The 23,218-nt window shown below is 64.1% G+C and carries 9 protein-coding genes; 8 read left to right on the top strand and 1 reads right to left on the bottom strand.

Features of this window, described 5'->3' with window-relative positions; all coding sequences use genetic code 11:
* Window positions 1-2 precede the first annotated feature (2 nt).
* The 8 genes from gspK to V5E99_RS03425 all read left to right on the top strand — a co-directional run bounded on the left by gspK (window position 3) and on the right by V5E99_RS03425 (window position 21,949).
* On the top strand, window positions 3-983 hold the full coding sequence (gene gspK / locus V5E99_RS03460) for a type II secretion system minor pseudopilin GspK (RefSeq protein WP_499800938.1): 981 nt from the start codon (window positions 3-5) through the stop codon (window positions 981-983).
* On the top strand, window positions 980-2,146 hold the full coding sequence (gene gspL, locus V5E99_RS03455) for a type II secretion system protein GspL (protein ID WP_499800937.1): 1,167 nt from the start codon (window positions 980-982) through the stop codon (window positions 2,144-2,146). Before gspK ends, gspL begins: the two co-directional genes overlap by 4 nt.
* Window positions 2,139-2,663, top strand: coding sequence for a type II secretion system protein M (locus V5E99_RS03450; RefSeq protein WP_499800935.1), 525 nt, complete (start codon window positions 2,139-2,141; stop codon window positions 2,661-2,663). The genes gspL and V5E99_RS03450 overlap by 8 nt, the downstream gene beginning before the upstream one ends.
* Entirely contained in the window at window positions 2,660-5,008 is a 2,349-nt protein-coding gene (gene gspD / locus V5E99_RS03445) for a type II secretion system secretin GspD (protein WP_499800933.1), read from the top strand. The genes V5E99_RS03450 and gspD overlap by 4 nt, the downstream gene beginning before the upstream one ends.
* 136 nt (window positions 5,009-5,144) lie before the next feature.
* On the top strand, window positions 5,145-6,563 hold the full coding sequence (gene gspE / locus V5E99_RS03440) for a type II secretion system ATPase GspE (protein WP_499800932.1): 1,419 nt from the start codon (window positions 5,145-5,147) through the stop codon (window positions 6,561-6,563).
* Window positions 6,563-7,774, top strand: a complete 1,212-nt coding sequence (gene gspF / locus V5E99_RS03435; RefSeq protein ID WP_499800931.1) for a type II secretion system inner membrane protein GspF — start codon at window positions 6,563-6,565, stop codon at window positions 7,772-7,774. The genes gspE and gspF overlap by 1 nt, the downstream gene beginning before the upstream one ends.
* A gap of 341 nt (window positions 7,775-8,115) precedes the next feature.
* Window positions 8,116-9,282, top strand: coding sequence for a substrate-binding domain-containing protein (locus V5E99_RS03430; protein WP_499800929.1), 1,167 nt, complete (start codon window positions 8,116-8,118; stop codon window positions 9,280-9,282).
* Window positions 9,283-9,511: 229 nt separating this feature from the next.
* Window positions 9,512-21,949 carry a filamentous hemagglutinin family protein gene (locus V5E99_RS03425; protein ID WP_499800927.1) on the top strand — a complete coding sequence of 4,146 codons (12,438 nt, stop codon included), beginning with the start codon at window positions 9,512-9,514 and terminating at the stop codon, window positions 21,947-21,949.
* Between the two features lie 147 nt (window positions 21,950-22,096).
* Here V5E99_RS03425 and V5E99_RS03420 read toward each other — a convergent pair whose 3' ends face one another.
* Entirely contained in the window at window positions 22,097-23,047 is a 951-nt protein-coding gene (locus tag V5E99_RS03420) for a SphA family protein (RefSeq protein WP_499800925.1), read from the bottom strand.
* Window positions 23,048-23,218 lie beyond the last annotated feature (171 nt).

The following is a 23,218-nucleotide window of genomic DNA, read 5'->3' as shown; positions in this document are numbered from 1 at the left end:
TCATGAAAACCTATTCGCTGACAGCGGCGAAGCAACGCGGCATGGCGATCATCAGTGCGTTGCTGATCGCCGCCGTGGTGGCGGTGATCGCCGGGGGCATGCTCACCCGCCAGACCGTGTTTACCCGCAGTCTTGAGGCCGAACAGTCTCGGGTGCAGGGCGCGTGGGTGCTGCACGGCGGCATCGAAATCAGCCGACAGTTGCTGCGTGAAGCCCGCCAGCGTGATCCGCTGACCCGCCTCGATCAGCCCTGGGCGCAACCGATTGTGATGAGCCCGTTGGGCGCGCCGACGTTTGACGGGCGACTGGAAGACGAGCAAGGCAAGTTCAACCTGCGCAATTTGATCGCCAACGAGCGAATCGATGACGAGCAATTGCGTAACTTTCAGCGGTTGTGCGAGCTGATCGGGATCGACGCCACGGTGAGCCAACGCATCAGTCAGCGGGTGATCGCCGCTTATCCGCGCGTGCTCAATCCGGGGCTGGCGGACAAGGCGCCGCTCAGCAGCGGTTTGAATAGCGGTCGCGGCACGTCGCCAACGGCCGTGCGCCAACCCCAGGCCGCCACGCGCCCGATGTTGCGCAGCGTCGAAGACTTGCGCGGGGTTGAGGGCGTCACCGAAACGCTGTTGGCGAAGCTCAGCCCGTTCATCACGATTGTGCCGGCCAATACCTGGCTCAACGGCAACACCGCCAGCGCCCAGGTGTTGGCGGCGTATGTGCCGGGGCTGTCGATTGAGCGGGCCCGGGCCTTGGTCGCCGAGCGTGACGGCGGCCAGTGGTTTATCAATCGCGGCGACTTTGTGAACCGCTTGCGCATGCCCGAGCTGGAGTTGACCACCATCAAGGTCGGCATCACCAGTGACTGGTTTCGCCTGCACGGCCAGGCGCGTAGCGAACGACAGCGGGTCAGCCTGGAGGCATTGCTGCAACGATCCGAGGACCGTTTGCCCCAAGTGATCTGGTCGCGGGTGGGGGTATGAGTCAGTTGCGCGTTGCCTTGCCGCCCCTGGCCCAACTGACCCTGGAAAGCGTCGTGACCTTTGTCCGGCTGGACCGCCAGGGCCACGTGAGCGCCGAGGGTCAAAGCACGTTGTTGCACCTGGGGCAGGGCGGCAAAATTCCGCCGATCACGTGTTTCCTGCACCCCGAAGACAGCCTATTGGCGAGCATCGACTTACCGCTGCTGCCCTCGGCGAAAACCCTGGCGGCGGTGCACTGCGCGGCGCAATCGCTGATCCTCGGCCCGTGCGAGCCGATGCACATTGCCCATAGCCCACGGGATGCCCAGGGCCGGGTGCATATTGCCTGGTTGCCCCGGCAATGGCTGGGCGAATTTGGCCAGTTGCTGCGTCTGGCGCGCCTGAATCTGCGCGGGGTGTACCCGGCGGCTTATGGGTTGCCGGTCAACGCCGCGTGCTTATACGAAGATCATTTGCTGGTGCGCCACAGTCTGGAGTACGCGGTGGTGCATCCGCATTTCGACGAAGCGTTGAGCGATCTGTTACTGGAGGCCGACGGCGGTTTGCAGTGGATCGGCGACGCCGCACCGCAGGGCGTGGCCAAGCACTTACCTGAGACCCAACGCTGGACCGGCCCGTTGCCGGGTTGGGGCTTGCACGCCGGGGTGCAGCAGCGCAGCGCCCGACAATCGGGCTGGGGACGCGCGGCGGCGTGTTGCGCGGTGGCGCTGGGGGCCTGGACGATCGGCCTGAACCTGTACGCCGCCCGGGAAGCCGCGCAAGGGCAGCAGCTCAAGGCACAGATGACTCAACGGGTGAAACAGGCTTTCCCGCAATTGCCGGTGATTCTCAACCCGCTGCAACAGGCCCGCCAGCAACTGGCCGCGCGCCAGAACAGCGCCGCGACCGACACCACCCAGCGCTTCGCCAACCTGATGCTGCAAGCGGGCAGCGGCATGCCGTTCATGGCAGGCAGTGTGCAAAGCCTGGTGTTCGAAAACGGAGAACTACAACTCGCTCTGCTGGAAGACGCACGCCGAAACAGCGCCGACAAAGCCTGGCAAACCGCGTTGACCCAGGCGGGTATCGCGGTCAGCGCTACCGATCAGGGCTGGACACTGCGCCCGGTCCCTGAGGCAACCGCCAGCCAAGAAGACACCCCGGCCGGAGCCGACGATGAATAGGTCAGCGCTGATTCAACTGCGCGCCCGCGCCCGGCAGTTCTGGCAAGGCCTGGGCCTGCGGGAAAAACGCATGGTCGGCGGCACGGCGCTGGTGCTCGGTGGCCTGTTGACCTGGCTGCTGTTGATTCAGCCGCCGCTGAAGAAAATCGAATACTGGCAGGCCGAAACACCCAAGCTGCGCTCCCAGTCCGAGACGCTTGAATTGTTGCTGCGCGAGGTCGCGACGCCGCCCGCCGGGCAGACCCTCGAACAGTCGTTGCAGCAAACCCTCGACGCCAGCGGCTTGGCGGGGCACTACCGTTTACAGGCGCTGGACAGCGCTTGGCAGTTGACGTTTGAAGACGCCCCGGCCGACGAAGTGATCGGTTGGCTGCTGGGCAACCCGAGGCAATTTTCCCTGGAAGTGGTCGAGGCTCGTTTGCAACGTGCAGGCGACGCCACGGCCGATGACACGGCAGGCACTCTGTCGGGAACCGTTCGCATGGATCAGGCGCAGGGCGCTAAGGAAGCTTCATGAAGTGGTCAGGTTCCAATTACGCACGCACCGCCGTGCCGTTTCTGTTGTTGGCGCTGGGCGCGTGCAGCTCTCAACCGGTGCCGAATCAACCGCCGCTGCTGGTGGACAGTGAACTCGGTCGGCCGTTGGCCAACACTCAGCGCAGCGGCGATGCACTGGCGGATCGGCAACGGGTACCCGCACAACAGCCGCCGCGACCACAGCACACAATCAGCACCCCCTCGCGCAGCGGTGGTTCCACTCGCAGCAGCACGTTGCCGGGCAATCCGCTGGGCGAACAACCGGTGACCCTGAACTTCGTCGATGCCGATATACAAGCGGTGGTGCGCGCCTTGTCCCGTTCCACCGGGCAACAGTTTCTGGTCGATCCACGGGTCAAGGGCAACCTGACGCTGGTGTCCGAGGGCCAGGTGCCGGCGCGCCAGGCCTACGACATGCTTTTGGCGGCGTTGCGCATGCAAGGGTTCAGCGTGGTGGATGTCGGCGGCGTCGCCCAAGTGGTGCCGGAAGCCGACGCCAAACTGCTCGGCGGGCCGATCTACAGCGCCGACAAACCGGCGGGCAACGGCATGCTCACCCGCACCTTTCGCCTGCAATACGAAAACGCAGTGAACCTGATCCCGGTGCTGCGTCCGATCGTCTCGCCGAACAACCCGATCAACGCTTACCCCGGCAATAACACCATCGTCATCACCGACTACGCCGAGAACCTGACGCGGGTGGCGCAACTGATCGAAGGCATCGACACCCCGAGCGCCATCGACACCGACGTGGTGCAGATCCAGAACGGTATCGCGGTAGACATCGCGGGCATGGTTTCGGAATTGCTCGAACAACCGGGCAATGACCCGACCCAGAAAATTTCGGTGATCGGCGACCCGCGTTCCAACTCGATCATCATCCGCGCCGGCAGCCCCGAGCGTACCGAGCTGGCGCGCAACCTGATCTACAAACTCGATAACGCCCAAAGCAACCCGAGCAACCTGCACGTGGTGTACCTGCGCAACGCCCAAGCGGCAAAACTGGCCCAGGCCCTGCGCGGTTTGCTGACCGGGGAAAGCGATAGCGGCGGCAGCGACAATGGCCGTTCAGTGCTCAGCGCCATGGGCGGCGGCACCGCCAGCGGCGGGCAAAACGGCCAAAGCCAGGGCAGCACCAGCCAGGGTTCGACCACCGGCAGCAGCACCAACAGCGGTAGTGCTTACGGCCAGGGCACCAGCAGTTCGGGCACTCAGACCGGTGGCCAGCAAAGTGAGCAAAGTGTTGCCTTCAGCGCTGGCGGGGTGACGATTCAGGCCGACGCCACCACCAACACCTTGCTGATTTCCGCGCCGGACCCGCTGTACCGCAACCTGCGGGAAGTCATCGACATGCTTGACCAGCGCCGCGCCCAAGTGGTGATCGAAAGCCTGATCGTCGAAGTGGGCGAAGACGATGCCAATGAATTCGGTGTGCAGTGGCAGACCGGCAACCTCGCCGGCAATGGCGTGATCGGCGGGGCGAACCTGGGCGGCAGCGGCTTCAAGGCTGGCGGCAAGACCAGCGTTGACGTGTTGCCCGGCGGCCTGAGCGTCGGCTTCCTCAACGGCACCGTGGACATTCCCGGGATCGGCAAGGTCATGGACCTGAAAGTGCTGGCCCACGCGCTCAAGAGCAAGGGCGGCACTAACGTGCTGTCGACGCCGAACCTGCTGACCCTGGACAACGAAGCGGCGAGCATTTTCGTCGGTCAGACCATCCCGTTTGTCAGCGGCAGCTACGTGACCGGGGGCGGTGGCACCAGCAACAACCCGTTCCAGACCGTGACCCGGGAAGAGGTCGGTTTGAAGCTCAACGTGCGGCCGCAGATTTCCGAGGGCGGCACGGTCAAGCTCGACATCTATCAGGAAGTCAGCAGCATCGACGAACGCGCCTCCAACAGCGTGACCGCGGCCGGCATCGTCACCAACAAACGGGCGATCGACACCAGCATCCTGCTCGACGACGGGCAGATCATGGTCCTCGGCGGCTTGCTGCAAGACGGCTACAGCCAGAGCAACGACGCGGTGCCATGGTTGTCGAGCATCCCGGGGCTGGGCGCGTTGTTTCGCAACGAACGCCGGGCGATCACCAAGACCAATCTGATGGTGTTCCTGCGCCCCTACATCATTCGCGACAGCGGCGCCGGGCGGGCCATTACCCTCAACCGCTACGACTTCATGCGCCGCGCCCAGGGCGGGCTGCAACCGGAACGCAGTTGGGCGATGCCGGACATGCAGGCGCCACAACTGCCGGCGGCGGCCCAGGGTGTGCCGGCAGTGAATGTGCAGCCGCGAGCGAGCATCCGGGCGGTGCCAATCCAATGAGCACATCGATCCCCGTAGGAGCTGCCGAAGGCTGCGATCTTTTGACTTTGATTTTTTGGAGGGCCCCTAAGCGCAAGATCAACAGATCGCAGCCTTCGGCAGCTCCTACGGGGAGTGTGTGCTGGGGGGTAAGATTATGAGTGCTTTGCCCTACGCCTGGGCCAAGGCCCAACGCATTCTCCTGCGCGATGGCGAGGAGGGCGCGGTGCTGACGGTGTGTCCATCGACGCCCGGCTGGTCGATCAGCGAAGTGCGCCGCCAGTTCGGCCCGGCGCGGCTGGAGCGGGTGCGGGATGAAGAGCTCGACGGCTTGCTCGCCAGTGCCTACGCCGACACCGGCAGCGCGGCGGCGGTGGTCGGGGCGGCGGAAAACGAAGTGGATCTCGACCGCTTGATGCAGGACATCCCGGAAATCACCGACCTGCTGGACACCCAGGACGGCGCGCCGGTGATCCGCATGATCAACGCCTTGCTCACCCAAGCGGCGCGGGACGAAGCCAGCGACATTCACATCGAGCCCTACGAAAGTCACTCAGTGGTGCGCTACCGGGTCGACGGCACCCTGCGTGACGTGGTGTCGCCGCGCAAGGCGTTACACGGGGCGCTGGTGTCGCGGATCAAGATCATGGCGCAACTCGACATCGCCGAAAAACGCCTGCCCCAGGACGGGCGCATCGCCTTGCGGGTGGCCGGGCGGCCGATCGATATTCGCGTGTCCACGGTGCCGACCGGCCACGGCGAGCGGGTGGTCATGCGTTTGCTGGATAAACAGGCCGGACGCCTGCAACTGGAAACCCTCGGCATGGATGCACAGGTGCTGGCCAAACTCGACCATCTGATCCGCCAGCCCCACGGCATCGTGCTGGTCACCGGGCCCACCGGCAGCGGCAAAACCACCAGCCTCTACGCGGCGTTGGCGCGACTCGATGCCAGCACCAGCAACATCCTCACCGTCGAAGACCCGGTGGAATACGACTTGCCGGGCATCAGTCAGATCCAGGTCAACGCCAAGATCGACATGACCTTTGCCCTGGCCCTGCGCGCCATCCTGCGCCAGGACCCGGACATCATCATGATCGGCGAGATCCGTGACCTCGAAACCGCGCAAATCGCCGTGCAGGCCTCGCTTACCGGGCACCTGGTGCTGGCGACCCTGCACACCAACGACGCGGTGTCGGCGATCAACCGCTTAATCGACATGGGCGTCGAGCCGTTTTTGCTGGCGTCGTCGATGCTCGGGGTCCTGGCGCAACGGCTGGTGCGACGACTCTGCCAACCCTGCAAACAGGAAGATCCGGCCAACCCCGGCACCTGGCGCCCGGTCGGTTGCGCGGTGTGCAACCACACCGGTTACAGCGGCCGCACCGGGATTCATGAGTTGTTCTGCATTGACGACGACGTTCGCACGCTGATCCACCAGGGCGCGGGTGAACAAGCCCTCAGGGCCGCCGCTCGCGAGGCCGGCATGTTCAGCATGCGTGAAGACGGCGAGCGCTGGGTGCGCAGCGGTGCCACTGCGCCGGAAGAAATCCTTCGCGTGACACGGGACGCCTGATGAATCGCTACCGTTTTGAAGCCGCCGACGCCACGGGCAAGATCGAGGCCGGGCACCTGGAAGCCGACAGCCAAAGCGCCGCATTTGGCGTGTTGCGCAGTCGCGGCTTGACCGCGTTGCTGGTGCAAATCGACAGCAACACACCGGGCGGATCGGGCGCAGGCCTGTTCAGTACCAAGCTCTCGGACAACGACCTGGCCTGGGCCACCCGACAATTGGCGAGCCTGCTCGGCGCCAGTCTGCCGCTTGAGGCCGCGTTGAGCGCCACGGTGGAGCAAGCCGAAAAAAAGCACATCGCCCAGACCCTGAGCGCGGTGCGCGCCGATGTGCGCAGCGGCATGCGCCTGGCCGAAGCCCTGGCGGCGCGGCCCCGGGACTTTCCGGAAATCTACCGGGCGCTGATTGCCGCCGGGGAGGAGTCGGGTGACCTGGCCCAAGTCATGGAGCGCCTGGCCGACTACATCGAAGAACGCAACAACCTGCGGGGCAAGATTCTCACCGCGTTTATCTACCCGGGGGTGGTCGGACTGGTGTCGATTGCCATCGTGATCTTCCTGCTCAGCTACGTGGTGCCCCAGGTGGTCAGCGCTTTTTCCCAGGCCCGTCAGGACCTGCCGGGCCTGACGTTGGCGATGCTCAATGCCAGCGACTTTATTCGCGGCTGGGGCTGGTTGTGTTTTGGCGTCATGGCCGGGAGTTTCTGGGGCTGGCGTTTGTATTTGCGCAACCCCGTGGCGCGGCTGAGCTGGCACAGTCGCATCCTGCGGTTGCCATTGTTCGGGCGCTTTGTGCTGGGGCTGAACACCGCGCGTTTTGCCTCGACCCTGGCGATTCTCGGCGGCGCCGGCGTGCCGTTGTTGCGGGCTCTGGAAGCGGCGCGCCAGACCCTGTCCAACGACCGCTTGAGCCTGAGCGTCAGCGACGCCACGGCCAAGGTTCGCGAAGGGGTCAACCTCGCCGCCGCGCTGCGGGTCGAGAAGGTCTTTCCGCCGGTGCTGATCCACTTGATCGCCAGTGGCGAGAAAACCGGCTCGCTGCCGCCGATGCTCGAGCGCGCCGCGCAAACCTTGTCCCGGGATATCGAGCGCCGGGCCATGGGCATGACCGCGCTGCTGGAGCCGCTGATGATTGTGGTCATGGGCGCGGTGGTGTTGGTGATCGTGATGGCGGTGTTGTTGCCGATTATCGAGATCAATCAGTTGGTGCAATAGCGGTTTATTTTGCGGCGATAGACCCATCACCCGAGCCATCCTCGGGTTCGCCGTTCTGTCATCTGCAACGGCGAATCAAGCCTTGCCGCTCACTCCCCTCAGTTTCTGCCAAACCCCCGCCCCAGACACCTGCCATCCCGTGTGCAAACACCCGAGAAATCCCCGGAAAATCAACGCCCGGCACCCGAGGTTTTTTCCTTTATCTGTCACTGGAAGCTGCGAACTTCTACCCCATGGCCTCACCCCGGACGACCTTCAGAGCAAGGCGAGGATTTGAGCGCCATGGCGTCATTAGCGAGCACATCACCCCCACGTACGAACACGACGAAAGGAGCTTCTTCATGTTTAAGCGCACTATGATCGCAGCCTCGTTGGCTGTTGCCGCACTGGCCTCGGCCCAATCCATGGCCGCCGTAGTTGGCGGCGGCGCCACCCTGCCGGAAAACCTCTACAACGGCACCTCGACCCTGCCTCGCCTGTTGCCTACCGACTTCAGCTACACCGGTGTCGGCAGCGGTGCCGGCAAGACAGCTTTCCTGACCAACGCCCCGGCTTCGATCAACCAGCCTGCCGGTACTCCGGTTGATTTCGCTGGCAGCGATTCGGCGCTGACTTCGACTGAACTGACCAACTACAACACCGCCAAACTGGCGACGTTCGGCAAGCTGATCCAGATTCCAGCGGTCGGTACGTCGGTGACCATCCCGTACAAACGCACCGGTGTGACCTCCCTGCAACTGACCGGCGCGCAACTGTGTGACGTGTTCTCCGGCACCAAGACCACCTGGGGTCAATTGCTGGGCACGGCTGACACCACGGCCATCAAAGTGATCTACCGTTCCGGCAGCAGTGGCACCACTGAACTGCTGTCGCGCTTCCTGAACGATTCCTGCCCTACCAAGTTCGGCGTGAGCGGCACGTTCATCACCGCCAACATCGGTGCCGAACCTGCCAACTGGCAAGCCGTGGCCACCAGCGCCGACGTGGTCGCCGCTGTCAACGCCAACGACGGTGCGATCGGTTATGTCAGCCCTGACTACGTCAACGCCAACAGCGCAGCTGTGGTTGCACGCGTCAGCAAAGTCGCGCCGGCCGCTGGCGTTGCCGCACCGCTGCCAAACGCTACCAACACCAGCACCGCCCTGGGCACTGCCCTGGCACCGGCCACCGCAGCGGATCGCGCCAACCCGCTGAAATGGGTACCGACCTTCGGCAGCAACACCGCTGCCGGCGACAAGCCTGTCCCAACCTCTGGCTACCCAATCGTGGGCTACACCAACTTCCTCGTCGGTCAGTGCTACGCCACCGCCGCCGATGCCACCGCTGTACGTACTTTCCTGAACGACCTGTACACCGGCACCAAGTCCACAACCATCCTGGTGCACTCGTTTGTCAGCCTGCCAAGCGCGTTCGCGGCTGAGGTCAAGAAAACCTTCCTCGACAACACCTACGGCGACGGTCTGGACATCGCCAACATCAGCGTTTGCAACGGTGTAGGTCGTCCGTAAGCCAAGCGTTTGACGTCACTTCGCGCCGGTCTGGCGAAGGCAATAACGATCGGCAGCGGCCAACAGGGCGCTGCCGATTTTTGCGTGGGCGCGCGCGGCTTTACCCCAGCCATATGAACTTTGCATGACAAGCGTTCGGTCCCGGCCCGCGCCAACTGCCTTATCCCATATCAGCAGCGCCTGCCGTTGCAGCAGCCCGTTTTCGAGAATTGCAAAAGGAAGAGTAGTGATGCCTCGCGGTAAAACCACGCCTGATCTGAATGTCCCTGTGCGCTCGATGGAGCACCCGTTGCTGCGCTTGAAACCGCTGGCGCAAGCCATCGCGTTGCTGATGATCGCCGGCAGTGCCGAGGCGGCCACGGCGTTCAGTTCCGGTTGGTTTGCGGCCAAGGGTGCGGCCCAGGCCAGCGGTGCCGCACGACCCGGTGCCCAGGTGCCCGGCGCGCCGCCACCGCTGGCCCAGCAGCAGCGGGTCACTCAGCAGTTGCAGCGTTCGCTGGATAACCTGAACAACACCGTGGCGGCGATTGCCGCGCAACAGGCGGCCCAAGCGGCCGGACGCCAGTTTGCCCTCGGGCAGCCGCAAAGCATTCCCAACGGCTTGGGCGAGGGCGGCCTGAAGGTTGATGACAATGCGCTGACCAAGGGCTGGATCAACGCCAACGGGCCGCAACAGACCCAGGTTGACGGCAAGACCACGGTGCGCATCCAGCAAACCGCCGACAAGGCGATCCTGAACTGGGAAACCTTCAACGTCGGGCGCGACACCACGGTGGAATTCGCCCAGCAATCGAACTGGGCGGTGCTTAACCGGGTCAACGACCCCAACGCCCGCGCCAGTGTGATTGCCGGCCAGATCAACGCGCCGGGCACGGTGATGCTAGTCAACCGCAACGGCATCCTGTTCAGCGGCGGTAGCCAGGTCAACGTGCGCAACCTGGTGGCGGCTGCCGCGACGATCAGTGATGACCAATTCAGCAAGAACGGACTGTACGTCGATCAGAACGGTACTCAGCCGACCTTCAGCGATGCATTCGGCAAGGTTGAAGTGCAACGGGGCGCGGTGCTGCAAACCCTGCCGGCCGGTGCATCGACGCAATCCGGTGGCTATGCCTTGTTGCTCGGCAATGAGGTGCAGAACGACGGGAGCATCGTCACGCCCAAGGGCCAGGCCACCCTGGCTGCCGGCGACAGCTTTTACATTCGCCGTGGCGCGGGCACCGAGGGCAATCAGCAATCGACCACCCGTGGCAACGAAGTCGCGGCCAGCCTCAATGTGGATAGCCGCGCTGGCAGGGTGATCAACAGCGGGATGATTCAGGCATCGACCGGCGACATTACGCTGACCGGGCATCAGGTCCGGCAAAACGGCGTGTTGCTGACCAGCACGTCGGTGGATACACGCGGCACGATCCATTTGCTCAATGCCGCCAGCGATGCCACGGGCAGCGTTACGCTGGGGCAGGGCAGCGTCAGCACGATCCTGCTCGAACAAGACACGTCGGCCCTGGACAGCCAGCGTCAGGCTGCGATCAACAACCTCAATGGGCTGCTGCCGAACAACGCCACCGGGCGCTTCGACAATTTGAGCAAAGTCAGTGACCGCACCGATCAGTCCCGGGTAGAAATCGTCAGTGGCGGCACCGTGGACTTCCAGAGCGGCTCGATCATCCTGGCCACCGGCGGCCAGGTCGCGGTCAGCGCCGGCAAGCGCAGCCTGGTGCGGGAAGGGGCGATCATCGATGTGGCCGGTGCGGTGGGCGTCAAGGTGGCGATGGAAGCCAACAGCATCAAGGTCAACATTCAGGGCAACGAACAGCGCGATGCCTCGGGCAACCGCGACAAGGGCAGCCTCAACAGTACCGATGTGTGGGTTGATGTGCGTGATCTGGTGCACGTGGCCGCTGGCGTCAACGGCTACGCCACGGACCGTTGGTACACCGCTGGCGGTTTGCTGGAAGTCGGCGGTTACCTCGGCACGCGTAACCATAGCCTCGGTGAATGGATGGCCCAGGGCGGCAGCCTGACCTTTACCGGCAACGACCTGGTGACCCGACAGGGGTCGCAGATCAACCTGTCGGGCGGCACCCTCGATGTGCAGAGCGGCTATGTCCAGCAGAGTTGGCTCAAGGGGGCTGACGGGCGTTTGTATGAGGTGTCGAAAGCCCCCGGTGACCTGCTGTATACCGGCGTCTACAAGGGTTATGAAAACCACAGCGAGCGCTGGGGCCAGACCGATTATTTCTACAACCCGCTGATTGCGCCGCGTCAGCGTTATGAAGAAGGCTACAGCGTCGGTCGTGACGCCGGGCAACTGGTGGTGGCGACCAACAACGCGGTGCTCGAAGGTGAGCTGCTGGGCAAGACCTTCCAAGGCGATCGGCAAACCCAGGCGCCCCAGGCCGGGCTCGACGGTTACCAGCAAACCCAAAGCAGCGTCGCCCGGGGGGCGCAACTGATTATCGGCAGTTACGTGCCGCGCTATCTGCCAGGTGCCGGCGGCCTGACCCAGCAACTCGGCGCCGTGCTGGACCAGGTCACCCTCAGTGAAGCGCCCATCGCGACCAGCGAAACCATCGGCCTCGATGACGCGGTCACGGGCGAACGCAAGGGCAACCTGTCCTTGAACAGTCGCTTGCTCAATGACTTTGAACTGGGCGCGATCCGCATCGCCGCCAGGGACCGGATCGTGGTCGATGGCGCGTTGCAGGTGAGCCCCGGTGGCGACATCACCCTGTACGGTCCCCATATTGACGTGAATGCCGACCTGACCGCCCACAGCGGCAGCCTCCGCGTCGGCAACGTGCTCAACCAACTGAACGACAGCAAAGTCGAAGACACGCTGATCGCCGCACCGTCAGGCACCCCGGCGAAGGTGGTGGTCGCCCAAGGTGTCACCCTGGATGCCAGTGGCTTGTGGCGCGATCAATCCCGCAACGCTGTGGACAGCGACGGCGTGGCCTGGCGCTCCGGGGGCACGGTGTCGCTGCGCAGCAGTGATGATCTGAACGTGCAGCAGGGCAGCCGGATCGATGTGTCATCGGGCGCGACCTTGCTCAGCAATAACACGCTGCTGGGCGGTCGCGGCGGTGACGTGACCCTGGCCGCCAATGCCACCGCCGGCAGCGCCCCGGACAGCACGGACGCCGTAGGTCAGTTGCTGCTCGGCGCTGAACTGGCGGGTTATGGCGTCGAGGGGGCCGGCCTCCTGGATATCCAAGCCGGCAAGGTGCAGATCGGCAACCCGACCGGCACGCTGGAGGACGGCACCCTGGTACTGGCGGCGGACTTCTTCAACAAGGGCTTCGGCCAGTACAAGGTGACCGGCAACCGGGGCTTGACGGTGCTGGCAGACACCCAGGTCGATGTCACTCGCCCGGTTTACCGCCTGCGCCCTGATCTGCGGGGCCGCGCCGGTACATCGGCGCAGCAGTTGCTGGAAGTCTGGACCCCCGGGCTGTACCAGCAAGACGCGATCAAGGGCGTGCTGACCCAACGCGGCGGCGCAGGCCTGAGTTTGAACGCCGGTACGCGGCTGTCGGCCCTGACTGAACGGCCTGACGTCAGCCTGATCGTCGAAGACGGTGCGGTGCTGAATGTCGATCCGGGCCAGGCCATCAACCTCGGCAGTATTGGCCAGTTGACCGTCAACGGGCAGCTCAACGCCTGGGGTGGCGCCGTGAGCCTGAGCCAGATCAACCCGGTGATTATTGAGACCGGTCTGGATGAGGCGGCGCATCAGCGTTCAATTCGGCTCGGCAGCCGCGGCCTGATCGATGTCTCGGCGCGGGCAGTGACGGCGATCGACGCACAGGGGCGGCGTTACGGAACAGCGGGTTCGGGCGGCAGCATCATCATCGGCAGTGAGATCAACGCCGATCAGGGCTCGGCCACTGCGCCGGACCTGTTTGTGGTACTGGAACAGGGTTCGCGACTGCTGGCCAATGGTGCCCAGGCCGAACTGGACATCCGCGACCAGGGCGCGCGTTTGATGGCGGGCGCGGGGGGCGAGATTGCCCTGAGTTCCAACAATGGCCTGGTGATCGACGGCCAGCTCAGCGCGACGTCGGGTGGCGCGGGAGCGGCGGGCGGGAGTCTGTCGGTGGCGCTGGAGAGCGGGTTGTACCTGAATCGCTCGATCGACAGCGCGGTGCGTTCGCCACGGGAGTTGATACTGTCCCAGGGGCCCGGCGTGGCGGCCGACCCCTCGGCGCCGCTGGCCTATGGTCAGGGGCGTTTGGATGTGCAACGCATTGTCTCGGGCGGTTTCGACAATCTGTCGCTGCTGAGCAACGGCATCCTGGCGTTTGACGGCGACGTGAACCTCAACCTCAAACAAAGCCTGAGCCTGTATGCCGGTTCGCTGGCGCTGTCGGAAAACGCGGCGGATACCAGCCGTGTGTCGTTGCACGCGCCGTACTTGCGGTTGGCGGGCGCCACGGCCAGCAGTACGGATATCGCCACCCGTCCAACGGTGAAGGGGGGCTTGTCCACCCGCGATTCAGCGGCGCAATTGCTGTTAAGCGCTGACCTGCTCGATGTGCGCGATCAGGTCACCTTTGGTGCCCATGGTTCGCTGAAACAAAATCAAGGGCCGGACCTTCTGGTGGATCGTCGCGGTTTCGCCCAGACCCGCCTGCGCAGTTCGGGAGATTTGCGCTTCCTGGGGGCCTCGGCCGCCAATGCCGGTGGCGAGACCGTGCTGCAAAGCAACGCCGACCTCAACCTGCTGGCCGCCCAGCTTTACCCGGTCACCGGGGCCAGGGCGAAAGTCCTGACCACCACCCAATCAACCCTGAGCATCGGCCGCACGACCGACACGGCGCCGGCCGTGCCGTATTCGGCATTCGGCCAGTTGACGTTGGACGGCGGGGTCATTGAGCAAGGCGGGTGGATTCGTGCGCCGTTTGGCCTGTTGAGCTTTGGCCTCGAGCAAGACGTCCTGCAAAAACTGTCATTCCTGCCGGGCAGCCTGACCTCGGTCAGTGGCCAAGGTTTGCGGATGCCCTACGGCGGCACCGTCGATGGCCTGACTTATCAATACAACGGCAAAACCGTCGAGTTGCTGGGTGCGGGCGGCAGCGTGGGCAAAAGCGTACTGAGCGTGGGTATTGCAATCAAATCCCCCCGGGTTGACGTGCAACCCGACGCAGTACTGGACCTGTCCGGCGGTGGCGAGTTGAGCGGCGCCGGGTTTATCGCCGGGCGCGGTGGTTCCACGGACGCCCGTTACAACCCGCTGGTGCAAAACGGCGCGGACGGGCGTTTCACGTTGCCGGGGCTTTCGACCAATCCGGTGTACGCCATTGTGCCGGGCAGTGCGTCGGCTTACGCGCCGCTGGCGGGCGAGAGCGGGGTGCGCGACCCGGTGATCGGCCAGCGCATCACCCTGGACGCCGGTGTGCCGGGGTTGCCAGCCGGAACCTACACTTTGATGCCGGCCAGCTACGCCTTGCTGCCCGGCGCATTCCGGGTTGAGCTCAATGGCCTGGCCCGTGCCGGCACCTTGAGCAAAAGCCTGGCCATGCGCAATGGGTCGTGGGCGACATCGGGCCGATTGTCGATTGCCAACACCGGGATAAGTGATCCGTTGTCCAGCCAGTTGATCGTGACCTCGGGCGATGTGCTGCGCCGCTACTCGCAGTACAACGAAACCGGTTACGCCGCGTTTGCCAAGGCCGACGCTGCGCTCAAGGGTGTGCCACGCCCAATGATCGAGGCGGACGGCAAGACGCTTTTGCTGAACTTCACCGGCACCGGCAATCCCGAGCACACCTTCAGCTTCAAGGGCCAGGCAGCGTTTACGCCGGCCAGCGAAGGATTAGGCGGCAGCGTCGGCGTTATCGGCGGCAGCGCATTGGAAGTGTTGGCGGCCGGCCAGTCCGCCACGCCGGGCCTGACCGGGCCGTCGGTGTACGACAGCGATCTGAATGCGCTCAAGGCCCCGAGGCTGTCCCTCGGTGCGCTACCGGGCGTGCTCTATGGCCAGGGCGGCAACCTGGTGACGTTTGATGCGCAAGTGCGCGATGTTTACCTGCGCCAGGGGGCAACGCTGCGGGCCGGCGAAGTGTTCCTGGTGGCGAACGGGAAAAACAGCGACGGCATCGTCATTGAACAAGGCGCGAGCCTCAATACCCTCGGGCAGGGTAAGGCACCTTACGATTCGCGCAGCGGCTTCATTTTTGATCTGGGCCAGAATGGCTTGTTAGCGGTGTCCAATGGCTGGCTCGATGTGTTGCCACCCACCGCTTCGGCGGCCGGGGTCAGCGGCGCCAGCCCGGTGCGCATCGGCCTGTGTAACGCGTTGGCCTGCACCGGTACGACAGAGTTGTACTCCGAAGGCTCGATCACCGTGGCCACCGACAACACCTTCAGCCTGGATGACTCGGTACGTTTCGGCACGCGAAACCTGATCCTGGCGGTGGGCGGGGTCAACATCGGTTCGGCCCAGGCGTTGGCCGCCGCGCAGCAACGCAATGCCTTGCCCCAAGGGCTGACCCTCAATCAGCCAGTGCTGGATCGGCTGTTGCGCGGCGACCCGGCCAAAGGCGCCCCGGCCCTGGAAAACCTGGTGCTCAACGCCCGGGATTCGGTGAACTTTTATGGCAGCGCCGAACTCAGCACCCTCGACTCAAATGGCCAGTCGCGCTTGCAACGCCTGGTGCTCGGCACCCCGGCTATCTACGGTTACGGCGCCGCGAGTGATCGGGCGACGATTCGCACCGGCACCCTGGTGTGGAACGGCACCAGCACTCCGGCCGCCGCGCCGATTGCCAATGGCGCGGGCACCGGCAGCGGCTTGCTGGATATTGCGGTCGATACCCTGGAGTTCGGTTACGGGCCGCAGAGTCAGGCCAGTAACAACGACAGCCAGCGCCTGGCCCTGGGCTTCAATCAAGTCAGTCTCACGGCGAGCCAGCGCATCACCGCCAACCATACCGGTGGCTTGCGGGTTTATCAGGCGCAAGGCGATTACGTGGCGGGCAGCGGCTTCACCTACAGCGGTGGCGACCTGCGGGTCAGCACGCCGTTGTGGACCGGCGAGGCCGGTTCGATCAACCGGATCAAGGCCGGGGGCGCCATTACCGTGTCCGGCATGGCAGGCCTGAGCGCCGGGGTGGTTGACGCTTCAGCGCTGGGTGCGGAACTGGCCCTCGAAGGTCGCAACGTGTTGCTCGACAGCACCGTGCGTTTGCCCAGCGGCAAGCTGAGCCTGACCACCACGGGCGACCTGACCCTGGGTGACGCCGGGTTGATTGATTTGGCCGGCCGCGAATTGCTGCTCAATGACGTGCGTAAATACAGCTGGGGCGGTGACCTGATCCTCAAGAGCCAAACCGGCAGTATTCGCCAGGCGGGCGGGTCGCTCATCGACATGAGTGCCCGCAACAACCACGCCGGTTCGCTGAGCGCCTACGCGCTGGATGAAACGGCTGGCCTGGTGGACTTGCAAGGGCAGATCCTCGGCAGTGCCAGCGGTGACTACAACGCGGGTGGCACGCAGGTGCCTTATGCGGCGGGCGGGGTGGATATTCGTGCGCAAAGCGTCGGTGATTTTGCCGCGCTCAACCAGCGACTGAACCGCGACCACGTGTTCGGCTCGCGCAGCTTCCAGCTCAAGCGCGGCGATCTGGTGATCGGCAATGAACTGAAGGCCAATCAGATCAACGTGTCGGTGGACAACGGCAGCCTGACGGTGCTCGGCACGGTGGACGCCAGTGGGCGTCAGGTGGGCAGCATTCGTCTGGCGGGCAACACGGGGCTGACCCTGGCCAGCACGGCACTGCTGGACGCCCACGGTACGCAATTGCGGGTGGACAGCTACGGCAAAATCATCGATGCGCCGAACCGCGCCGTTGTCGAGTTGACGGCCGGGGACGGCACGTTGGTTCTGGCACAAGGTTCAAGGATCGATTTGCGTCATGGTACTGACGCGCCGACGGGCAATGGTGCCGGCCAAAACGATGGCCGCCAGCGCGGCACCCTTGAACTCAATACCCGACGTCTGGGCGCGGATGACATCGACATCGATGCCCGTGGCCCGCTGGCGATTCAAGGTGCGCGTTCAATCACGCTCAATGCGGTTCAGCGTTATACCGATGCCCCGACCGGAAACGGCAACAATGCCGAGGGCCGTCCGTATCAGGTGATCGATCAGGCCTACCTCGATGGCAAGCACACCGAAAGCGCCGCGTTTATCGACGCGGCACTGGCCAACACCGCGTTGCTCAACGGTAAGCTCGCCGGACTGAACAACGGCACCTACGCCGACGCGTTCCACCTGCGTCCCGGCGTGCAGATTGCCAGCGCAACGGCGAACGGCGACATGGTGATTTCCGGTGACGTCGATCTGTCGGGTTACCGCTACGCCAGCCTCAACCCCCACAGTCAGAAAACCTCGGTCTATGGTTCCGGCGAGCCGGGCAGCCTGGTGATTCGCGCCGGGGGCAACCTGGATATTTTCGGCAGCGTTACCGACGGCTTTATGCCGCCGGACCCATCGGACGCCGTCGGGCGCACGGACGGTAACGGTTGGTTGCTGATCCCCGGCAAGCAACCCTTCGGCGCGGATGTGGTGGTGCCGCGCGGTGGTGTTGAACTGGCCGACGGCACGCAATACCCGGCGGGCAGCGTGCTCAACTATGACGTGCCGTTCAAGGCGATGACCCTCAATGCCGGCACCCTGTTGCCCAATGCCTTGGTGCTGGACACGCCGTTGAACCTGGCCGCCGGGACCTTGCTCAGCGCCGCCGTGCGCGACGTCAATGGCGACGTGCTGTTTGCGGCCGGCACGTTGCTGAAGGACGCGGTGACCTTGCCGTCCGGTTCCCGCCTGGACGCTGGCAGCCGCTTCAATGTCGCGGTGGCCGTGCAGGCCGGCGTCTGGCCCAAGGGCGTTGCGCTGCCGGATACCGGGCTGGTGCAGTCGGGAGTCAACGCCTTGCCTATAGGGGGGCTGATCCCGGCTGAAACCGACGTGAAACTGGCCGAAGGCACCGACCTGATCGAGTTGCGCCCCAGCGTCAACGGCCAACAGGGCCGCAACTGGGCGGTGGCAACGTTGTTGCCGGATGGCTCACTGTCGTGGTCGATGCGCCTGGTGGCCGGGGCGGATACCGAGGCGGCGGATACTCGTCTGACGCGGGTGGAGGGCAGCGAAGGACACTTGCGCCTGGCGGATGGGCATTACATGGCCAAGCGCGAAACCACGGGTGAAGACCCGGGCACGGGTTGGCTCTGGAGTGACGAAAACGGCGTTGCCGATCCAGGTACGCCGGTGCCTGAGGATCAGTTGGTGCTATGCGACCTGTTTCCCAATTGGTGTGTAAAGGCGCCGGTTAAAACGGTCTGGATGTGGAGCCCCGATAACCCCATCGCGGACCCGGGAACGCCCGTGCCTGAAGATCAGATTCAGTTCTGTTCGCTCTTCCCGAGCTGGTGCGTTGAAGTTCCGGCGCCCCAGGAGCCCGTTCGCACCGTCGTCACGCCGAGCACTCAGCTGTTCAGCGTCTTGCGCACCGGCACGGGTGATCTTGACCTGCTCAGCGCCGGTGACTTCAGCCTGCAATCGTTGTTCGGCGTGTATACGGCGGGCACTCAATCGGCCTCGCTTGCCAGCGACAGCAGCGATCACTGGCAACAAGCCCGTGGTCGCGGTTCCGACGGCACCGTATTGGGGACCGACGCCAGCGCTTACGAGGCGCTGACGCAGGGGGCCGCTTATCAAGCGTGGTACCCGGAACAGGGCGGTAACCTGCGATTGAATGCCGGGGGCCAACTGCGCGGCGATACGCTGGGGCATAAGGCTGATCCCAATGGCGTGCGTGCGCAGGTGGGCTCGGCCGCCGTCGGCAATTGGCTGTGGCGCCAGGGCATGGGCAATGGCTCGGACATCCCGACCGCCTGGTGGATCAACTTTGGTACGTTTGTCGGGCAACCCACGGGTGACCCGGCGCTGGTGGGCTTTACCGGTATCGGCACGCTGGGCGGCGGTAATCTGCAGGTGAGCGCTGCCGGTGACGCGGGGTTGTTGGGGTACAGCGGCGCGACCGGTGATGCGACGGTGCAGCGCAGCCAGGGCATTAACCTGGCCGTGGGCAGCAGCGGTCGAGTGGCCAGCGATGGCAGCCTGGTGCTGACCGGTGGTGGCGACCTGCAGGTGCACATCGGCGGGCAACTCAACGCGTCGGCCACCGCCCGTGCAGCCGCCAACGGCTCAACCGCCGACCTCAAAGGCACCCTGGTCAACCTGCGCGGTTCCCTGCAACTGCAGGCCGGTGCCATCGGTGCGCTGGATCTGAGCTACGGCAGTTACAGCGCTTACCAGGACCCCAAAGAGTCCCGCGCCTATGACGCTTATGTCGCCACCCTGGCCAAGGCTCAAGGGGGCGTGACGGTGGTGGCCGGTGATGCCGGTGTGCAGTTGAACAGCCGAGGTGACCTGGTGCTCGATGGGGTGGGTGACCCTGGACGTCTGGAAATGAAAAACGCCACGGGCTTCAAGGATGCATCCGGCACTGACCATGACGGTTTCGGTTACAGCGGCTTCTCGCTGTGGACCCCGAACACCGCGATCGACCTGTTCAGCGCGGGCGGCAATCTGACGCCATTTCTGAACACTGAAAATAAACCCAGCCTCAACACGCCCGCCGTCGGGGGACGGATGTTCTATCCCTCGATCCTGCGTGCGGTGGCGGCCAATGGCAGCCTCTATTACGGTGCTTCGGCATCGGGGCGCAGCGGTGAGTCATCGACGTATTCACTCATCACCGCGCCGTCGGCCAATGCCGAGCTGCAACTGATGGCGGGTGATTTGATTTACGCTGGCGGTTATGCGGTGACGCAGTCCGGTGCCGATCCAGCGCGAATCCCGACGCCGTTCAACCCGGCCTTTGCGGGCACCAATCAGTACGGGGCCATTCTCTATAGCAACCTGAGTGCGGACATTTACAAAGAGGCCAACAAATTTTCGTTGTTCACCTTCGGCGCCGATGGCTTCAGCACCATGGCTTGGCCGGAACGCCAACCGGTGCGCTTCTATGCCCTTGACGGTGACATCGTTGGCTTGCGTACCGGGGAAATCCTGCGTTATGGAAACGCGGGCAACGAAGTTCGCTATGAGGGCAGTGGTCCGCTACGCGTCATGGCCGGGCGTGACATCGTCAACGCGGGCGTGCCGCTGGGCACAACTACCTTCGTGCCGACGGAGGTCAATGGTACGGCGGGAGGGCTGTCCACCGGCAACCTGATCATCCACAGCCGGGCCGATGATATTTCCGTGGTGTCAGCCGGGCGCGATATTCGCCTGAGCACCTTCAACGTGGCCGGGCCGGGCCTGCTGGAAGTCACCGCCGGACGCAACCTGTACGGCGCCGGTTCAGGCGTGGGGCAGGTGTATCAGGAGGGCGGTTTTACCAGTATCGGCAATGTCGATTCACGCGCGTCGGTCAACGACGCTGGCGCCTCGATTTCGCTGATTGTCGGCGCCGGTGCCCAGGGACCGAATTATCAGGGGTTGCTGAACCGTTACCTGGGGCCGGGCGCGATCAAGAACTACAGCACCGACCTGAACCAGTGGCTGCGCGAGCGCTTTGGTTTCAACGGTGATGAACAGCAAGCGGCGGCGTATTTCGCAGGGTTGCCGGCCGAGCAACAACGGGTCTTTGCACGCAAGATCTACTTCGCCGAACTGAAGGCCGGCGGCCGTGAATACAACACCGTCGGCGCCCTCCGCAGCGGCAGCTATGTGCGAGGACGCGAGGCGATTACCGCACTGTTCCCGACCAAGGACGTGGCGGGCAATACGATCAACTACGACGGCGACGTGACGCTCTATGGCGGCGCGGGCATTCACACCGATTTCGGTGGCGACATCCAGGTGCTGACCCCGGGCGGACGCCAGGTCTACGGCATCGAAGGCGCGGCGCCACCGTCCACGGCGGGGGTGATCACCCAGGGCTCCGGCGATATTCAGCTGTATTCCCAGGGCAGCATTTTGCTCGGCCAGAGCCGGATCATGACCACCTTCGGCGGCTCGATTTTCGGCTGGTCGGCCCAGGGCGACATCAACGCCGGTCGCGGCTCGAAAACCACCGTGGTCTACACGCCACCGAAACGGGTCTATGACACCTGGGGCAACGTCAGCCTGTCGCCGTCGGTGCCGAGCACTGGCGCGGGGATCGCCACGCTCAACCCGATTGCGGAAGTGGCGCCGGGGGACATCGACCTGATCGCGCCGTTGGGCACTATCGATGCCGGCGAGGCGGGGATTCGGGTGTCGGGCAACGTCAACATCGCCGCGCTGACGGTGGTGAACGCGGCGAACATTCAGACCCAGGGAAAATCGTCCGGGGTGCCGGTGACGGCCTCGGTCAATACCGGGGCGATGACCTCGGCCAGTTCGGCGGCGACCTCGGCCACCCAAGCGGCGGAAGACGTGGCCCGCCAGCAGCAAGCGGCGGCGCGGCAAAATCAGGCGTCGGTGTTTACCGTGCAGGTGCTGAGCTTTGGCTCGGAACAGTTGGCACCGTCCCGCGATGGCGCCAGCCTGGCACCGACCAAGGGCTACAATCCCGACAGCCCGGTGCAAGTGCTGGGCGCCGGGGCGCTGGATGAACGGGCCCGGCAGCAGTTGACCGAGGAGGAGCGCAGCCAACTGACGTTATAGAACTGTCGAACACAGATTCTGCAATCACCGAAGCCCCGTGTGGGAGCGGGCTTGCTCGCGAATGCGCTGTGTCAGCCAGCATCTATGTTGACTGAGGCGGCCTATTCGCGAGCAAGCCCGCTTCCACAGTTGTTGCTGTGGCGTTCATCAAAACGCGTAGGGAATGCTGACCTTGGCCCACAGCATGTCGCCTTCCGGGCGGTTTTCGACGTCGAATTCCCGGGCCCAGCGAATCTCCGCGCTGGCGTATTTGAGGAAGGTCAGGTGCAGCGCCGGGCCGATGGCGAACACCTGGCCGCGCACCCCGTCGTTGACGTCCTGGCCATTGAACTGCACGGTGCGGCCGAACTGTTTGTCGTCGGTGGTTTGCTTGAGGTAATAGCCGTTGATCCCGAGCATCACATCGTCGGTGATCTTGTAGCTGGCGGAATAATCGAAGTGGAAAATCTGCCCGGACTTGTAGTCGGTGTCTTTGTTCTTTTCGTTGAAGCTGTACGTGGTCTTCATCGACACCTCGGTCTTGTCCGTCGGCAGCCAGGTGAAGGAGAACAGCGGCTTGTAGGTGTAGAAATTGTTGCTGGTGTTGGCGATGCGATCGACGCTGTATTCGCCGGTCGGCACGGTGATTTCCACGGCGGCGCCGAGGGTCAGGTTCTTGCCCATGTCCCAGAGAATGATCGGCGCAATCGTGGTGTCGCCCATGCCTTCGCGGGTGTCGTGCAGGCCGAACACCGAGACTTCCTGCTTGAGCCAGGGCTGGGCGATGTAGCCGGCCAGGCGCCCGCCGAAAAGGTGCAACGGGCTCAGGTAATCCAGGCGCGGGATCACGGCGGTGGATTCGATATCGACCTTAGGCACTTTGCCGCCGAGGGAGCTGATGTTGAATCGGGTCGATTTGTAATGGTTGTAGTAGAGGTTGAAGGCCACCATGTTGTCCGGGAGGCTGTTCACGTCCAGCGGCAACATGAAGAAGCCATCGGTGCCGGGGCCGATATTGTCCACGCCGGCCTCGGTGGCCAGGGCCGGCAAGTGAATGGCAAACACGCCGGCGAGGCTGACAGCCAAGCGCAAGCAGAATGTCGTGCGGGTCGGGTTCATGGGTGTACTCATTATTATTGTTAGGGACGCACCGCCGGCCGCGCGGGCCGTTGCATAGAAATAAGCGGTTCAGGCCGGGCCGGGCAGGGTATTGGCGGCCACGTAGGGGGACTTCTGCGGACAGCCGTCAAACCCTGTGCTAACTTCCATCGACATAACCGGTAACAAAAA

This window comes from Janthinobacterium sp. LPB2021202312-11-4, assembly GCF_037049705.1.
GTDB lineage: Bacteria > Pseudomonadota > Gammaproteobacteria > Pseudomonadales > Pseudomonadaceae > Aquipseudomonas.
The sequence above is the reverse complement of the archived record's forward strand: the minus strand, read 5'-3'. Positions and strand labels throughout refer to the sequence as shown.

What these genes read in the sequence shown, in the direction of transcription:
- gspK (WP_499800938.1), top strand. Translation starts at nt 3, where the DNA reads ATGAAAACCTATTCGCTGACAGCGGCGAAGCAACGCGGCATGGCGATC.
- gspL (WP_499800937.1), top strand. Translation starts at nt 980, where the DNA reads ATGAGTCAGTTGCGCGTTGCCTTGCCGCCCCTGGCCCAACTGACCCTG.
- V5E99_RS03450 (WP_499800935.1), top strand. Translation starts at nt 2,139, where the DNA reads ATGAATAGGTCAGCGCTGATTCAACTGCGCGCCCGCGCCCGGCAGTTC.
- gspD (WP_499800933.1), top strand. Translation starts at nt 2,660, where the DNA reads ATGAAGTGGTCAGGTTCCAATTACGCACGCACCGCCGTGCCGTTTCTG.
- gspE (WP_499800932.1), top strand. Translation starts at nt 5,145, where the DNA reads ATGAGTGCTTTGCCCTACGCCTGGGCCAAGGCCCAACGCATTCTCCTG.
- gspF (WP_499800931.1), top strand. Translation starts at nt 6,563, where the DNA reads ATGAATCGCTACCGTTTTGAAGCCGCCGACGCCACGGGCAAGATCGAG.
- V5E99_RS03430 (WP_499800929.1), top strand. Translation starts at nt 8,116, where the DNA reads ATGTTTAAGCGCACTATGATCGCAGCCTCGTTGGCTGTTGCCGCACTG.
- V5E99_RS03425 (WP_499800927.1), top strand. Translation starts at nt 9,512, where the DNA reads ATGCCTCGCGGTAAAACCACGCCTGATCTGAATGTCCCTGTGCGCTCG.
- V5E99_RS03420 (WP_499800925.1), bottom strand. Translation starts at nt 23,047, where the DNA reads ATGAACCCGACCCGCACGACATTCTGCTTGCGCTTGGCTGTCAGCCTC.